This window comes from Nitrosospira sp. NpAV, assembly GCF_000832065.1.
GTDB lineage: Bacteria > Pseudomonadota > Gammaproteobacteria > Burkholderiales > Nitrosomonadaceae > Nitrosospira.
This window is the reverse complement of the sequence record NZ_JXQM01000006.1, coordinates 1-16,223: the sequence shown is the minus strand read 5'-3', so window position 1 is coordinate 16,223 and position 16,223 is coordinate 1. Positions and strand designations below refer to the sequence as shown.

Annotated in this window: 13 protein-coding genes, 1 tRNA gene and 1 pseudogene; 5 read left to right on the top strand and 10 right to left on the bottom strand. The window is 54.9% G+C overall.

The features are described 5' to 3' along the window. Window positions 1–75 precede the first annotated feature (75 nt). Window positions 76–1,557 (top strand): Asp-tRNA(Asn)/Glu-tRNA(Gln) amidotransferase subunit GatB, encoded by a 1,482-nt coding sequence (gatB, locus tag SQ11_RS04465; RefSeq protein ID WP_041512966.1) that lies wholly within the window; start codon window positions 76–78, stop codon window positions 1,555–1,557. Between the two features lie 61 nt (window positions 1,558–1,618). Here gatB and SQ11_RS04460 read toward each other — a convergent pair whose 3' ends face one another. From SQ11_RS04460 to SQ11_RS04445, 5 genes are all read right to left on the bottom strand, one after another. Then, a complete protein-coding gene (locus SQ11_RS04460; protein WP_041512965.1) occupies window positions 1,619–3,499 on the bottom strand; it encodes a serine hydrolase in 1,881 nt (626 codons plus the stop codon). 594 nt (window positions 3,500–4,093) lie between these two features. Beyond that, window positions 4,094–4,978 carry an MFS transporter gene (locus SQ11_RS04455; protein WP_232297901.1) on the bottom strand — a complete coding sequence of 295 codons (885 nt, stop codon included), beginning with the start codon at window positions 4,976–4,978 and terminating at the stop codon, window positions 4,094–4,096. Beyond that, window positions 4,972–5,295: a hypothetical protein gene (locus SQ11_RS17485; protein ID WP_198140795.1), complete on the bottom strand. Its 324-nt coding sequence runs from the start codon at window positions 5,293–5,295 to the stop codon at window positions 4,972–4,974. The genes SQ11_RS04455 and SQ11_RS17485 overlap by 7 nt, the downstream gene beginning before the upstream one ends. A gap of 181 nt (window positions 5,296–5,476) precedes the next feature. Further along, window positions 5,477–5,713 (bottom strand): aldehyde dehydrogenase family protein, encoded by a 237-nt coding sequence (locus tag SQ11_RS04450; protein WP_041512964.1) that lies wholly within the window; start codon window positions 5,711–5,713, stop codon window positions 5,477–5,479. A gap of 101 nt (window positions 5,714–5,814) precedes the next feature. After that, entirely contained in the window at window positions 5,815–6,549 is a 735-nt protein-coding gene (locus tag SQ11_RS04445) for an SDR family oxidoreductase (RefSeq protein ID WP_041512963.1), read from the bottom strand. 101 nt (window positions 6,550–6,650) lie between these two features. On the opposite strand from SQ11_RS04445, the gene SQ11_RS04440 reads away from it, so the two are divergent. Then, window positions 6,651–7,547 (top strand): AraC family transcriptional regulator, encoded by an 897-nt coding sequence (locus SQ11_RS04440; protein ID WP_041512962.1) that lies wholly within the window; start codon window positions 6,651–6,653, stop codon window positions 7,545–7,547. Window position 7,548: 1 nt separating this feature from the next. Here the strand turns inward: SQ11_RS04440 and SQ11_RS16690 are convergent. Further along, window positions 7,549–7,734 (bottom strand): annotated as a pseudogene (locus SQ11_RS16690) (DUF3363 domain-containing protein); the annotation flags it as partial. 94 nt (window positions 7,735–7,828) lie between these two features. After that, a tRNA-Phe gene (locus tag SQ11_RS04435) sits at window positions 7,829–7,904 on the bottom strand. 501 nt (window positions 7,905–8,405) lie between these two features. Here SQ11_RS04435 and SQ11_RS04430 point away from each other — a divergent pair. The 3 genes from SQ11_RS04430 (at window position 8,406) to lspA (ending at window position 12,724) form a co-directional block, all read left to right on the top strand. Continuing rightward, a complete protein-coding gene (locus SQ11_RS04430) occupies window positions 8,406–9,350 on the top strand; it encodes a bifunctional riboflavin kinase/FAD synthetase (RefSeq protein ID WP_041512961.1) in 945 nt (314 codons plus the stop codon). Between the two features lie 69 nt (window positions 9,351–9,419). Continuing rightward, the gene (gene ileS, locus SQ11_RS04425) at window positions 9,420–12,245 is read left to right on the top strand and encodes an isoleucine--tRNA ligase (protein WP_041512960.1); all 2,826 of its coding nucleotides are present in this window, start codon (window positions 9,420–9,422) and stop codon (window positions 12,243–12,245) included. Window positions 12,246–12,262: 17 nt separating this feature from the next. Continuing rightward, complete coding sequence (gene lspA, locus SQ11_RS04420) at window positions 12,263–12,724, top strand: signal peptidase II (protein ID WP_041512959.1); 462 nt, start codon at window positions 12,263–12,265, stop codon at window positions 12,722–12,724. Window positions 12,725–12,783: 59 nt separating this feature from the next. On the opposite strand, the gene SQ11_RS04415 is transcribed toward lspA, so the two are convergent. The 3 genes from SQ11_RS04415 to SQ11_RS04405 all read right to left on the bottom strand — a co-directional run bounded on the left by SQ11_RS04415 (window position 12,784) and on the right by SQ11_RS04405 (window position 15,888). Continuing rightward, a complete protein-coding gene (locus SQ11_RS04415; protein ID WP_041512958.1) occupies window positions 12,784–13,344 on the bottom strand; it encodes a cob(I)yrinic acid a,c-diamide adenosyltransferase in 561 nt (186 codons plus the stop codon). Window positions 13,345–13,408: 64 nt separating this feature from the next. Beyond that, window positions 13,409–14,920: a DEAD/DEAH box helicase gene (locus SQ11_RS04410; protein ID WP_041512957.1), complete on the bottom strand. Its 1,512-nt coding sequence runs from the start codon at window positions 14,918–14,920 to the stop codon at window positions 13,409–13,411. Window positions 14,921–15,102: 182 nt separating this feature from the next. Beyond that, window positions 15,103–15,888 (bottom strand): hypothetical protein, encoded by a 786-nt coding sequence (locus SQ11_RS04405; RefSeq protein ID WP_041512956.1) that lies wholly within the window; start codon window positions 15,886–15,888, stop codon window positions 15,103–15,105. Window positions 15,889–16,223 lie beyond the last annotated feature (335 nt).

The following is a 16,223-nucleotide window of genomic DNA, read 5'->3' as shown; positions in this document are numbered from 1 at the left end:
CAGATAGTCCCCTGATTGCTCCAATTTCTCCGGGCGTCGGGGTTAGCGTCGTCAGATAAGAAAAGGATACTCGCAATGCAATGGGAAATCGTTGTCGGTCTGGAAGTGCATACCCAGCTCTCGACCCAATCAAAAATATTCTCCGGCGCCTCGACCGCATTTGGCGCGGCCCCCAACACCGAGGCTTGCGCGGTCGATCTTGCGTTGCCGGGTGTGCTGCCGGTATTGAATCGTGGTGCGGTGGAGCGGGCGATCAAACTGGGTCTGGCGGTGGGTGGCAAAATCAATTCACCCTCAATTTTTGCGCGGAAGAATTATTTCTATCCCGATTTGCCCAAAGGTTACCAGATCAGCCAGTACGAATTACCGGTGGTTGAAGGCGGCAGTATCAAGATTCAATCTGGCGAGGTTGAAAGAGTCGTTCGCCTCACCCGTGCGCATCTGGAAGAGGATGCGGGCAAGTCACTCCATGAGGACTTTCATGGCATGACCGGCATCGATCTGAATCGTGCCGGCACGCCCCTGCTGGAGATCGTTTCCGAGCCGGATATGCGCAGCAGCGCGGAAGCGGTTGCCTATGCCAAGACACTGCATTCGCTGGTGCGCTGGATCGGCATCTGCGACGGCAACATGCAGGAAGGGTCGTTCCGCTGCGATGCCAATGTGTCCGTTCGTCCAAAGGGATCAGACAAACTCGGCACCCGCTGCGAGATAAAAAACCTCAACTCGTTCCGCTTTCTTGAAAAAGCGATTGATTACGAGGCCAGACGGCAGATAGAAGTCCTTGAGGATGGCGGAACCATACAACAGCAAACCCGGCTCTACGATTCGGATAAGGATGAAACCCGCGCCATGCGCAGCAAGGAAGATGCGCAGGATTACCGCTACTTCCCTGATCCGGATTTATTGCCGCTGGAAATCGGGGAAGACTGGATCGCGCAGGTGCGGCGTGGGCTGCCCGAATTGCCGCAGCAAATGCGGGCCCGCCTTGAGCGCGACTATGGGCTTTCCACCTATGACGCGGCGGCTCTGACCGGCGATCGAGAAATTGTGGAATACTACGAAGCGGTAGTTGAAAAACTTCCATCCGATCCGAAACTTTGTGCAAACTGGGTAATGGGCGACATCTCCGGTTATCTGAATGAGGAAGGAAAGTTTTTTGATAGTTGTCCGTTATTCCCGGCGCAACTGGCGCAGCTTCTGACGCGCATCAAGGATGGCACCATCTCCGGCAAGATCGCCAAAGAAGTATTCAAACAAATGTGGGTCAAGGCAAGCGCTCAGCCCGTAGCATGGAAGCACAGCGATCCGGGGCCGGATATAAATCTTGCCGACCAGATCATCGAATCGCAAGGATTGAAACAGATCTCCGATTCGGGTGAGCTGGAAAAATTGGTCGGCGAGGTGATCGCCGCGAATGCGAAATCCGTGGAAGAATTCAAGGCAGGCAGGGAAAAAGCCTTCAATGCCCTCGTCGGGCAGGTGATGAAGGCCGCCAAAGGCAAGGCCAATCCGGCGCAGGTGAATGAGATATTGAAGAAAAAGCTGACGGAATGAGCTTGAGGGGTGAGATATATTCAATGTCAGCCTACCTGTCTGCACATCATAACAAGTGCTTCTACGCCCATGTGCGCAGGCCGATAACGCCCCAATAGGCAAGGTATGCGGTCGAAACCAGCATCGCCGAGATAGCTGATATTGAATACCAGCGGACAGCCTTGCGAATTCCCTGTTTTGGCACACGCCACAAGACAAGACCGCTTGTGAGGGAAGCGATGGCAAATACAACAGTTGCCAGGAAAAAACCGCCAGACCAGACAGTCAGATTTCCTAAAAGCAATGTGGCGTTAGCGTCGCTTCTGACGAGAAGGGCCATGGCAACGGCTATTACGACACTCAACACGGCAAGCAACGGAAAGCCAAGAATAACGCGCTCTGCCGGTCGAAAAAAGTTCTTTCGGATGCTTCCCAGCAACCAGAAAGGCGCATAGATGATCACCGAAATCCAGGCCCATGCAATCCATACTGCAAGTACGATTTCGGTGATGGCAATCCAGGTAGGGATGCGCTTCATCGTCATCGTTCCCCCGTATAACTGAATGAATTCTCCTTCTCCATTCGGCGTTAGTAATTTGGCGGTGGCAATCGGGTCCGAGAGCTGGCGAAATTGCATGCCGGCAACGGGGACCAAGACCCGATTGGGTCCTGTCAGCGAAGTCAGAAGTAGCCTGCCATTCTCAACGCCGACATGAGTCATACCCATCAGACGCTCGGTAAAGTAGCCCATCTGTTCGCTTGGCGAGTCGGGCATGTACCAGCCTACATACGAACTGGCATTCGCAGGAAGAGAGGCAACTGCGGGCAAAGGTGGTTTCTGCAAATCCCGCGTGATATAGGCCTGAATAGCTTTACCGATCCTCATGGCAGCGTCAGCATTGCCCGTGTTGATACTGTAGAAATAGCCTACGCCAGAATTTCGTAAATAGGCCAATTCTGTTAAGCCGCCATCGACACCGCCGTTGTGCCCGTGATAAACGAATCCGTCCTGGATGCTGGAGTAGCTGCCGAGTCCGTATCCGTTTTTGAGCCCCTCCCGGGCTGCCCAGGTGCGCGTTGGAATCTCCATACGATCAATGGAAGTGGCCGGCATCACCTGCATGCCATTTACGGTACCTCGGTGAAGGTAAAACGAGAGGTAAGCCGCCATGTCGTTGGCGGAAGCATTTATCGCGCCGGATGGACGGTAGAGAATGTTCCAGTAGGGATAGGGCGTTTTGCCATCGAGATGATAGAGCGCCGTGAGTATCGCTGCTGCGGGTGGAAAATATGTCGCTGTTTTCATGCCGATAGGGCTGAAGAAGTTTTGCGCGACAAAATCTTCGAATCGCTGTCCCGTGAGTTTCTCGACAATGTAAGCGGCAACAGCGGGCCCTGAGTTGTTATATGCCATGCGGGTGCCCGGTGGCCAACGGGAGACTCGTGAGCGGCGGCCATAATCAAGCGCTTCGCGCAAACCAAGCTTTGAGGCGTCTTTCGCATATTCGCGCAAATGCATATTGTCCCAACCGGTAGTATGCTCCAGCAAATCGACGACACGTACCGGGTGGGCCGCTTCCCATTGATTCTCGAACCACACTTCGGGAACCAACTTATGCACGGAGTCCGTCAGGGAAAGTTTTTTCTCATTGACTAACTTGAGAATCGATAGCGAGACAAATGCTTTGGAAACGGAACCAATACGAAACAGCGTTTCCGCCGTTGCTGGCCGGTTGTTGGACACATCAGCTTTGCCAAGGCCTGCAATCCACTCCGGACCGTCGCCACGTACGATCGCGACCGACAGCCCTGGCGTGCGTGTCTCTTCAAGGATCTTTTCGAGTTCCTGTCGGAGTTCATTGATGGATCGAGCTACCTTCGAAGGATCTGCTTCTTTGCTTTGCGCAACATGGGGTATAGCGAACAGCAGGCAGAGAAAAAAAATATGGATGAGGAATCTCATCGTCTGGGTAGCTGGCAACTAGCGATGACGAAAGAATTGTGGCGATCGATTTTCATTATTCGCCGTTACGTTTCCGCTCTGAGCCTGCGGCCAATCGTCTACATCCATGTCAAATGTCAGGCAGGCTGCGCATCTTGCGCAGTGGGCCATATAATTGGATTAATAATCATTTCGTATCATCCTTTTTCTTGAAGAAAGCTTCAACACTTCAGGTTTGGATGTGGCAAGTCAGATGGCAATCCCTCCGTTGGGGGCTGATGATCTGGCCTACCATGAAGCTAGCCTCAGGCCCTGCGGAAATTCAATCACTGCCGCGATCCCATCAGACTGGCCGAAACGTTTCAATGGAATCTTCACATGTCTCATCGTCGAACTCAATCGTGTCATGAATCAACATCTTGGTTTCGCGTACGTATTCTGCTTCACTTCACAGTTCTGACCTCGGACCAGACCAGTTTCTGGCCGCTTCGGGCCCGTACATGACTTCGCCGCGGCGGCTTAACGTGCTTTAAAGCGCGAACCGTGTTTTTACAGGGGCCAAATCCCATAGCTCGCGTGGCAATATCACGCCAGCCGAATTAACAAGATCTTCTCTCAGGATACTGCTTCCGCATACTGACGGCGGCGCGCGTGACTCCACCCCGAAAGCGAGGAGAAAAGTAATCCAGTAATGCATGCACCAGTCCAGCCGAATGCATGCCACGCACCTGCACCTGCCGCTGACCCTGCGGCTCCACCAATGAAGTAACACACCATATACACCGTATTCACGCGGCTGCGCGCTTCCGGTTTGAGTGCAAAAATGCGCGACTGATTCGAAACCTGTGCAGCCTGTAAGCCGATATCCAGCATAATTACCCCGATTACGAGGCCTGCAATACTCGCGCCGGAGAAGCCAAACACGATGAATGACATGGCGATGAGACCAATTGACAGTGAGATGACCGAACGCGGTCCTCGTCTGTCTGCAAACTTATCGGCCCACGGTGCGGCGAGCGCACCTGTTACGCCGATGACGCCGAACAGTCCCGCCACCTGGGGTCCGAGATGAAATGGTGCCCCAGCCAGAAGCAGCGAAAGTACGGTCCAGAAAACGCTGAAGGCCGCGAATAGCGCGGCACCTGTGAGCGCTGCTTCGCGCAGTTCGCGTAGTTCGACGGCGAGGTGCCACAAGGAGCCCAGAAGCTTGCCGTATGGAAGCGTCGAAGTCGGCTTGCTGTGCGGCAGGCGCGTGGCAATCAAAACAGCCAAAGCGACCATCGTGACGACGGATACAGCGAATACCATGCGCCAGCCGAAATACTCGGCGACGAGACCTGCCGCCGTGCGCGCTAGCAGGATGCCAAGTACTAGGCCGCTCATTACGGTGCCAATCGCATGACCGCGTTGCGCGGGTGGCGTAAGTTCGGCGGCGAACGGACCGGCTTGTTGCGCCATGGTGGCAAGTACTCCGATTGCGAGGCTCGCGCCGATCAGCATAGACAATGTAGGCGCAGTGGCGGCTGCGAGCAACGCGACGCAAATGCCCCGATCTGTAACAAGATCAGACGGCGCCGATCGATACGATCGCCGAGCGGAGAAAGCAGCAGCATGCCGCCAGCGAAGCCGAACTGGGTTACGGCTGGTACCGCACCGATCCATGACGCATTTTGTGGAAACGATTGACGGAAGCTGTCGAGAAGCGGCTGGTTGTAATAGATATTGGCGATTGCGAAGCCTGCGACGGTTGCAAGGAGCAGCAGCAGACCGCGTAGGGGTCGGTCGGGGATGGATGAGATGGAGCTGGAAATGGGCATGAAAGTGTTTCGTTTGTTATAAATGTTTCGGAAACAGCCGGCAAAATGTCAACTGGCTAATTCTTTTTCCGCCGTAAACTCTATTTCCAAGTAATATCGGAGCGGACGAAATGCGACGTGGCTACTCATAGGCACCTTCGATCAGCCGTGTTCCATATAGTCCATGCGTCCGCATCCACCGTCAATCCTTGCCCAGTAATTCAGCGTCATCGTCGAACGGAATGACGACAAGCACCGGACGGAAAATCTGTTCCTGCGCAATCGTCATCCTGTTATCGACATCGGCTAAGAGAGTCGGTTCGATGCAGTAGCCCTTCACGAAGCGCTGCGACTTGCCGCCGCCAACCACGAGACGTGCGCCTTCGGCCTTGCCTTTTTCGATATAAACGAGCGAACACGCGCATGCGGTGGTTCTCACTAGTCGAAGTTTCTGAGGCAAGCCCTTCGACTTGACGGCTGGAGACGCTCACTGCGCCGTGATGCATCAGAGAAAGGCGATTTGGCTTCTGATTGCGCCGGTTACGCAAGCGCCAGAGCGTCGGCACCCGCAGGGAAGCGGAGTTGACTGGAAACGTCACTCGCTGCCTTCAACACGGTTTCGGCCACATCGGTTTCCTTGGTCACCGCAGTGACTTTGGCATACCCGGCAAAGACGCTGTGGGCGAATGGTTCGTAGGCTTGGGGAATCAGGCCCTGCATGCGCTGCTGGCCATTGGAGGTGAAGCTGGTCGTGGGGCCGTAACCGGGCTCCACCAGTTTGACTCGCACTTCAAAGTCCTTGAGTTCGAGTTCCAGTGAAGCAGTGAACCCTTCGATAGCCGTCTTGCTGGCCGTATAGCAGGCTACCAAGGGGAACGGGGCCAGCGTGGCACTTGAAGTCACATTCACGATGGTGCCTGCCCGGCGCGCCCGGAACTGCGGAATGATCGCTTGACACATGGCCATGACACCGAACGTGTTGGTCTCGAAGATGTCGCGCACGGTGGACATGGGCGTGGCCTCAAACGCGCCGAGCAGTCCGATCCCGGCGTTGTTCACCAGCACGTCGATGAGGCCGGCGGCGTCCAAGGCGCGCACGATACTGTCAGGTTGGGTCACATCCAGCGCCAAGACACGCAGATTGTTGGATGCGGGGAACAGTTCGTTCCGCGGTGTGCGCATCGTTGCAATGACTTTCCAGCCTTGCGCGAGGAAGTAGCGAGCGGTCTCCAGGCCATAGCCGGAAGAGCAGCCGGTGATCAGTACAGTCTTCATTTCTATCTCCAAGGTATGAGTTGACACGGAGAGAACAATAGATGAACATTTCAGGATGATCAATGATATAAAATCCTAATTTATTTAGTGGGAGTCCAGAAATGAGCGATCCGCTTTCTGAGGTAGTTCGCCTACTCCGTCCACGCGCGGCCTTTGCCAACATCATCAGTGGCAAAGGAAACTGGGCTGTGCGCTATTCCGAGTATGGCCTGCCCAGTTTCTGCATCGTGCTGGATGGAAGCTGCCTGCTGACGGTTGACGGGCATGAGCCCATCACCATCAGCGCAGGTGATTTCATCCTGCTGCCCACAACACCAGCCTTCACCATATCCAGCTTCGTGCCGGCACCCCTGGTCTATTTGGACCCCAACAAAGTTGCGAACGTCCACAGTGAGCTACGCTACGGCGAGCCAGAAGACCCCCCGGACATGCGCTCACTGGGAGGCTCTTTCCTTTTCGATTGCTCCGATCCGGGGCTGCTGGTTTCCCTGCTGCCCAAGGTGGTTCATGTCCGTGATTCGGTTCGCTTGTCGCAGCTCGTGCAAATGGTGGGCGAAGAATCTGCGGATCAAAAGCCGGGCAGCGAGTTCGTGCTGTCACGACTGGTAGAACTGCTGCTCGTGGAAGCAATGCGCTCGGCAGCGGCCGAGAATGCTCCTCCCGGCTTGTTGCGAGGCTTGGGGGATGAGCGACTTGCGCGTGCGTTGAAGCAGATGCATGCGCGTATCGATCATTCCTGGACCGTTGATCAGTTGGCGAGGATCGCAGCCCTTTCCCGTTCCGCATTCTTTGAGCGCTTCACACGCAGGGTAGGGGTGGCGCCGATGGAGTACCTGCTTGCATGGCGAATGGAGATCGCCAAGGAGCTACTTGGCAACAACGAGCTGGCGGTTTCCGAGGTCGCTGAACGTGTGGGCTACGGATCGACAAGCACATTCAGCGTTGCGTTCAGCAGGCATGTCGGGCAACCGCCGAGCCAGTACGCACGGTCAGAGTAGTCTAGTCAACGGTTCTAGACCGATGTCGCCCGACGATCCAAGAAGCACTGCTACCGTTCACGCTCACGCTTGCGGTAAGCACCTTCCCAAGCCATTCTTCTACAATCGGCTTCCACGGCACCCAGCTGAACCCCATGCCGTCATCAAACATGGCATAGCGTCCGCTGGCGAGCATGATACGGCCCCACGGACAAAGGACGTGGCAACAGCTGCACAAAGGACGCACAGGCCAGCGCAGAAAGGCCGCAGTGCAACAGCGAGGACGGGGGGGAATTATCTTTTGGTGGCCAAGGGCGGAATCGAACCACCGACACAAGGATTTTCAGTCCTCTGCTCTACCGACTGAGCTACTTGGCCACTTGAAACATATTTACTACTTTCCAGTACAAGGATTTTAGCTCCGGCCGTCCGGTACACCGGACTTAACGTGCCCAAGGTCACGTTAGCCTTCACTACAACAGACCTCGCCATGATACATGCCGAGGCATGTTGCCAGTCCTCTGTTCTACCGACTGGGCACCCCGACCACTTGAAGCCCATTCATCCTGTGGCATAAGGACCTCGTCTTCAGAAGCTACTCATCCTGAATACGCAGTATGAAATTTACCTACTCCTGCAGCGGATACGATCATGCTTTGGAAGTGCGCAATTCTAGCACAGCGCAAAACTCATGGGAACACAAGCACACACCACGGAACGGCCTAACGAAGGAAGCGAAGGCTCCCCCTATATGAGCTCCAGTACCGGGTATTGAGGCTCGTCCATATCGGAACACATGATTCGTTATTTATAATAAGCGCCATATAGACCCGCTTGCCCGCGACAGGCTACAATTCAGGCTTTTAGTAGCATCTTGTCATGCGTGTTTCCCGAGGCATTCCCGTTCAGGCAGAAGGGCCCATTGCGCTGACCATAGGCAATTTCGATGGGGTGCATCTGGGTCATCAGGCGATGCTTATCCGTTTGAAAGAGGCGGCTAGCCGGCTCGATCTTACCACTTGTGTGATGATTTTCGAACCGCATCCGCGCGAATTCTTCGCGCCGGATCAAGCGCCCACGCGGCTTACCAGCCTGCGGGAGAAGTTGGAATTGCTGGCGGCGGCGGGTGTGGATCGGGTGCAGGTATGCCGCTTCAATTTTGATTTCGCCCGGATCAGCGCGGAAGATTTCATTGTCCGCATCCTGCAGCGCGGGCTTGCCGTCAGGTGGATTCTGGTAGGTGACGATTTTCGTTTTGGTGCACGCCGGGCCGGTGATTTCGCCATGCTGAAAGCGTTTTCCGCCGAATGCGGTTTCGAGGTGGAAGAAATGCCCGCCTACGTCGTGGATGGTTTGCGAGTTTCGAGCACGGCGGTTCGAGAAGCATTGGCGGATGGCGATCTGGATCTTGTCAGGCGTCTGCTGGGGCGGCCCTACGGTATCAGCGGACGGGTGGTGAGTGGAGACAAGCTTGGCAAGAAACTGGGGTTCCCCACCGCCAACATTCAATTGAAACACAATCGGCCTCCGCTCTCGGGTATCTTCGTGGTAGAAGTCGAAGTAGGAGTCCATGACGCCCCGGCTTCATCTTTGCCGGAAGCGATCAGGGGTGTAGCCAGCCTGGGCGTACGCCCGACCGTGCATGAGAACGGCAAACCAGTGCTAGAAGTCCATTTGTTCGATTTCGATCAGGAAATTTACGGCCGTCATATGCATGTATATTTTCTGAACAAACTGCGGGATGAGGAAAAATTTCCCGATCTGGAAACGCTTACCCGGCGGATTGCGCAAGACGTGGAGCAGGCAAAGCGCTACTTTGCATAGTGCGCGCGTGCGTTTTCTGCGGGAATTAAAAAACTTTTACATAGATCGAACTGATATTGTCTATATTCCATGACCGATTATAAAAAGACACTCAACCTGCCCGATACGCCTTTTCCCATGCGCGGCGATCTCGCCAAGCGCGAACCCGCCATGCTCAAAGCCTGGCAGGAGAAGAAGCTTTATCAGAGAATCCGCGATGTTTGCCGGGGACGGCCCAAATTCGTGCTGCATGACGGCCCGCCTTATGCCAACGGCGACATACATATCGGCCATGCGGTCAATAAAATCCTCAAGGATATTATCGTCAAAGCCAAGACGCTGGCGGGCTTCGATGCCCCTTATGTGCCGGGCTGGGATTGTCACGGGTTGCCGATCGAGCACCAGATTGAGAAAAAACATGGCAAAAATCTGCCTGCGGATAAGGTACGCGCGCTATGCCGCGCTTTCGCACAAGAACAGGTGGCACGGCAGAAAGCGGATTTTATCCGCCTTGGCATATTAGGCGATTGGGATAATCCTTATCTCACCATGAATTACCGCACCGAGGCGGGCATTATCCGCGCGCTTGGAAAAGTTCAAAAGAGCGGACATCTGTATCAAGGGCAGAAGCCCGTCAATTGGTGCATCGATTGCGGCTCCGCACTGGCGGAGGCGGAGGTCGAATATGAAGACAAGACATCGCCGGCAATAGACGTCGGCTTTGAGGTCATGGGTCCCCGCACGAAGGATACCGGGGATGTTCCCCAAGTTCCGTTAGCGGCGGCTTTTGACATATCCCTGCCGGAGAGCGCCAAGGTATATGCGGTGATATGGACTACCACGCCATGGACGCTACCGGCCAATCAGGCCGTATCGGTGCATCCCGATTTTGATTATGCGCTGGTGGAAACACCTCGCGGGTTGCTCATATTGGCCGCCGATCTGGCGCAAGCGTGTCTTGAGCGCTATGGGCTGCGCGGCAAAACGCTCGCGACGTGTAAGGGTACCGCGCTGGAAAACATCCTATTGAATCATCCCTTCAACGGGCAGAAGGTACCCATTATCTGTGGCGGGCACGTAACCCTGGAAGCTGGGACGGGCCTGGTGCATACGGCGCCCGCGCATGGGCTGGACGATTATTTTATCGGTCAAAAATATGGCCTTTCCAATGATAGTCCGGTGGATGACGATGGAAAATTCATCGCCGCCACACCGGTTGTCGGCGGATTGTTTGTATGGAAAGCCAACGATGTGGTGATCGACACGCTGCGAGCCAGCGAGCACCTGCTGCACATGGAAAAGATCCAGCATAGCTATCCGCACTGCTGGCGGCACAAAACGCCGATCATTTTTCGGTCCACGCCACAGTGGTTCATCGGTATGAGTCAGGATAATTCGGCGGGGAATTTTAATCGGGAAAAAACGTTGCGGGAACTTGCCCTGAATGCCGTGGAGGCTACGCAGTTTTATCCCGCATGGGGCAGGGCTCGCCTGGAAGCGATGATCAGGAACCGGCCCGACTGGTGCGTGTCGCGGCAACGGTACTGGGGCGTGCCGATGGCATTTTTCGTGCATAAGGAAACAGGGGTTTTGCATCCCCGCACCGAAGAATTACTGGAGCAGGTGGCACAGCGCGTTGAACAGCATGGGATAGAGGCATGGTTCAGCCTGGATGCGGCGGAGTTGCTGGGTGAAGAAGCGCACGACTACAAGAAGCTTCCGGATACGCTGGATGTGTGGTTTGATTCCGGGACCACGCATGATACGGTTCTGAAGCCAGACGCCCAGCTCAAATATCCGGCCGATCTTTATCTAGAGGGCTCCGACCAGCATCGCGGATGGTTCCAGTCCTCGCTTCTGACAGGTTGCGTGATTGATAGACGCGCACCTTATGACGCACTGCTCACCCACGGTTTCGTGGTGGATGGCCATGGTCACAAGATGAGCAAATCCAAAGGCAATGTCATTGCTCCGCAAAAGGTAATGGATACCTCCGGGGCGGATATCCTGCGGCTATGGGTAGCATCCACCGACTATTCCGGAGAACTTTCCATTTCGGACGAAATCCTGAAGCGGGTGGTGGAGAGTTATCGGCGCATCCGCAATACACTGCGTTTTCTTCTCGCGAATCTGGCGGATTTCGATCCGGCTACGGATGCGGTGGAAGTGGAACAATGGCTGGAGATAGACCGCTATATGCTGGCTTTTACGCGGACGCTTCAGGAGGAGTTGATCCAGTGTTATCAGCGTTACGAATTCCACTTGGCGGTGCACCGGCTGCATAACTTCTGTTCGGAGGATTTGGGCGGCTTCTATCTGGATATTCTCAAGGACCGGCTATATACCGCTGCCGCCAAGGGTATCCCGCGCCGTTCGGCGCAAAGTGCCCTGTATCATATCGCCCACAGCTTGGTGCGCCTGTTTGCGCCCATTCTCAGCTTTACCGCTGAAGAGGTGTGGGAGCATTTGACAGGCAACACTGCCGACAGTGTTCTGCTGCACACGTGGCACGAATTCCCGTCGCAACCGGAAGAAACGGCATTGATACGGCGCTGGGCCCGGCTGCGCGAACTGCGCTCGCTCGTGCAAAGACAATTGGAGGACTCGCGCGGCCGGGGTGAAATCGGCTCGTCGCTCGCCGCCGCAGTCGAGATTCAGATCGGCGGAGAAGATTTTCTGCTGCTGGATTCGTTGGGTGACGATCTTCGACTCGTAATCGTCACCTCCGAAGCACGGGTGATCAGATCGGAGACGAATCAGAAAGCGGAAGTTTCTGTCATCCCATGCATTCATCCGAAATGCGAACGGTGCTGGCATTATCGCCAGGATGTGGGGGTCGATTCCGTCCACCCCACGATCTGCGGCCGCTGCGTGTCCAACCTTTTTGGTGTGGGCGAAGCGCGCCGATATGCCTGAATGGTCCTAAAGCCAAGATGAAACTTCAAGTCGGTCTTATCCTGGCGGCAGTCGTGCTGGTGCTGGATTTTGCCACCAAACGCTGGGTGGAATCCGCTTTGCTCTACGGCGAACACATTCCGCTGACCCGTTTTTTCAACCTGGTGCTGGCCTATAACGCAGGCGCCGCATTCAGCTTCTTGAGCGATGCCGCCGGTTGGCAGCGCTGGTTTTTCAGCGCGATAGCGGCGGGGGCTTCGGTGCTGATTGTTTATCTGCTGCGCAAGCACGCGGCAGAAAAGCTATTTTGTATTGCGCTGAGTCTGGTGCTGGGCGGGGCGCTGGGTAATCTATGGGATCGCATCATGCTGGGCCACGTGGTGGATTTTCTGGATTTCCACGTTGGCGGCTATCACTGGCCCGCGTTCAATGTGGCGGATTCCGCGATTTTTATCGGGGCGATGCTGCTGATAGTCGATAGTTTCCGACGCAAGGAATAACGCACGCAGACGATATCAAGCCGGCGAGGGAACGCGCACCCATCGATGAAACGTCCTGGCTAGGCCGGATCGAGATTCTTTCCAGGCTGCCATAGCACGTCTTCCACCTCGTGCTGACGGTTCAGGACACGGCTTAATACGAACAAAAAATCCGACAGGCGGTTGAGATACTGGACGTGAAACGGGATCATCGCCTCGCCTCGAGCTATCCTGACCACATCTCTCTCCGCGCGGCGGCAGACGGCACGCGCGACGTGACAGAGGGCGGCTGCGCGAGCGCCGCCGGGAAGTATGAATTCCTTCAGCGCGGGCAGCGTGAGATTATATTCATCGAGTTGTTTTTCCAGTCGCCTGACATGCGCTTCGTTCATACTGACGCGCCCGGGAATGCTTAAATCGCCTCCCAGGTCGAATAGGTCGTGCTGGATATTTTCCAGCTTGAGGCGCATTCCCTCCTCGAGACTTTCCGCAAGCAGTACGCCGATACAACTGTTAAGCTCATCCACGGTGCCAATAGCCTCGATACGTAAGCTTTCCTTGGCGGATCGCGTGCCATCGCCCAGGCCCGTGGTGCCGTCGTCGCCCGTGCGAGTGTAGATTTTTGTTAGCCTGTTACCCATTCGTAAGTTCTATTGCGGAATCATAGGTCGCGGCAGATAGATCCAGCTCCTTCATCCACTTCCACTATTCATCCTGCTTGGGTTTGGAAACTCGCGGCATGAATAGCGCAGGCAGGGGTTTATTTTGTTGCCCCCGGCGGGGGGAAGAGGATGCCGTCGCATTGGGGGATGCAGAGGGTGTATCCGAGGATTTTACCGATGGTATATAGGGCTGCGTGAATAAGGGATCTTCTGGCGGTTTAGCTCGCCCTCCCTGTACGCGTCTGTACTCCCCCTGTCCTTCATATTTCTTGGGATCCTTGGAGCGAGAAGTCGGATATCCTTCGTTAAGACGCCGATGGGATTCGAACGATGCCTTATGCTCTGGCTTCGCGAGTTCGTTCCGTTTGAGCCGGTGACGGGCATCCACCGACCCTTTTGGGTGGTGCGGCGCTTCCGCCTCGAATCCTGCCACCACCTCTGCATTAAGCTTGATTTTTAGAAGTTTCTGAATACCTTCGAGCAATTCATTCTCATCCTCGCATACCAGTGAAATTGCGTCGCCCTTGGCGCCGGCCCGGCCGGTGCGGCCGATTCGATGGACATAATCTTCCGGCGTCGTGGGCAATTCAAAATTGACGACATGCGGCAGGTCTTCAATGTCCAGTCCCCGTGCGGCGACGTCAGTCGCCACCAGAACCCGTACTACTCCCTGTTTGAATTCCGCCAGCGCTTGCGTGCGTTGAGGCTGACTCTTGTCGCCATGAATCGCGGTTGCGGTGATGCCATCGCGTTCCAGTTGCTGAGCCAGGCGGCTGGCGCCATGCTTGGTACGCACAAATACCAGCACCTGTTTCAGATCTTGCGACTTGATGAGATGTGTGAGCAGTTCGCGTTTACGCTCGCGATCAACTGGGTGCACGACGTGCGTCACTAATTCGGCAATGGAGTTGCGCCGTGCCACTTCGATTAATACCGGTTGTTTTAATAGCTTATCCGCCAGTTTTTTGATTTCGTCGGAAAAAGTGGCAGAAAACATCAGACTCTGGCGCTGCGGTGGTATCAGTGCAAGGATGCGCTTTATGTCAGGCATGAAACCCATGTCCAGCATGCGGTCAGCTTCATCCAGTATCAAAATCTCGATCTTGGAAAGACTCGCTGTTTTCTGCTCAATATGATCCAGCAGCCGTCCAGGGGTCGCCACCAGGATCTCGACACCCGCGCGCAGCTCTTTTACCTGGGGATCAATATTCACGCCTCCGTAAACTACCGCGCATTTGAGCGGCAGGTATTTTCCGTAGGTTTTGACACTTTCATGCACCTGCGCCGCCAATTCCCGCGTGGGAACCAGGATCAACGCACGAATCGGGTGTTTGGCGGGTGACACACTGGTATTGGCATGGTGCTGCAATCGATTCAGCATCGGGAGCGTAAAGCCGGCGGTTTTGCCGGTGCCGGTTTGCGCCCCTCCCATGATGTCCTTGCCCTCGAGGATCGGCGGAATTGCCTGTGCCTGAATGGGAGTGGGTTCTGTGTAGCCTTGATCCGCAATAGCGCGCAGGATCTCGGTAGATAGGTTGAGTTGATCAAATGACATAATTACTCCAAACCGTCTGCCAACACCTGTTGGGACCGGTCCAGACAAAATTAATAAGGAGGGATTGTGTAAGACAAAGAACACCGCTGCAGGTTGCAGCTGGGACCGGAAGAATATGCCGCGACCTATGGGCGGGCATCATATGAAAATATCGCCATAACAACAACTTGTATCAAGCCAGCCTAATCATTTCTTACGCCCTGATGGATATTTTTCTCTGGCTTTTCAGTTCTAAACCACTCCCCACCTTTTTTCAGAGCCCTTAATAATGGGGGCGCCCCGCCAATAGCCACCGCATCGACCAGGCAATACCACGCTGCAACACCGCTGGGCGGATTTCCCTGGGACAATGCAAAAATGGGTTCTATGGTTGCCCACTGCCATGTTCCGGCTGCTGTACCAATTAGTTCCAGCCAAGTGGTAATGAAGAAGGCGGCGAGATAAACCATTGGCGAGCGGCCTTTAAACAGGTAGATAAGAAAAACACAGAATAAAATCGCACCCACCTGATCGCCCTGAGCGGGATAGCCGCTAATCCCCCAGAGCGACCAGGTGCCGCACACCAGTACGACAAACGCAGCTATTTTTCGGGCATATTTCAGAAAAAATCCGGAACGCGCAAGCGCAACAGCCGTTAAATAAACCATTCCGTGGCCTGGCGGTACATAGGCCGGGACGTTCCCGAACCGATAGGTATATCCGCCCATGTAGATCGAAGCGAAATGCTCGCCCAACGTGGCAAATGCCACCGCTATGATCACCTGCATCCGTACTTCTTTATTTTCTCCAAAGAGCAGTCCCAGTAGAAATGTCCAGGCGATAACACCCATGAAATTCTGTTGCTCCATGCTTCCGCTGGCATCCATTACCAGACTGATCGCTACGCAGAAAAAGGTCAGGCCTGCTATGAAATAGTCGCGCACCCTATGGGAACAAGTGACATCGGCAGGAGGGAAATTGCGTAACATTTTATGTGAATTGTATTTGGGATGAGAATTCAGAATTGCGCCTGTCAGCGCGAAAAATCAAGAGATCCTGCCTGCTGCGCGCACGTGGAATTGATAGCGGCCGTCCTGCGTGATCTGCTGTTAGCATTGGAATTATAAACGATCAAAGCCGCTGTGCCCAACTATTAGCTGGGCACAGCGGCGCATGTGGGTGATCACTAATTGAAAAGCCGAAATCAGGGGAAATGTACCGCAACTCACCCCTCGTCTTCATCCTCCTCGTCGTCCTCATCTTTCTTTTGGGGCTTGAGGACCATTTTGCCTTCCTTGCGGCTGGCATTGAGGTCGGTCTCGGC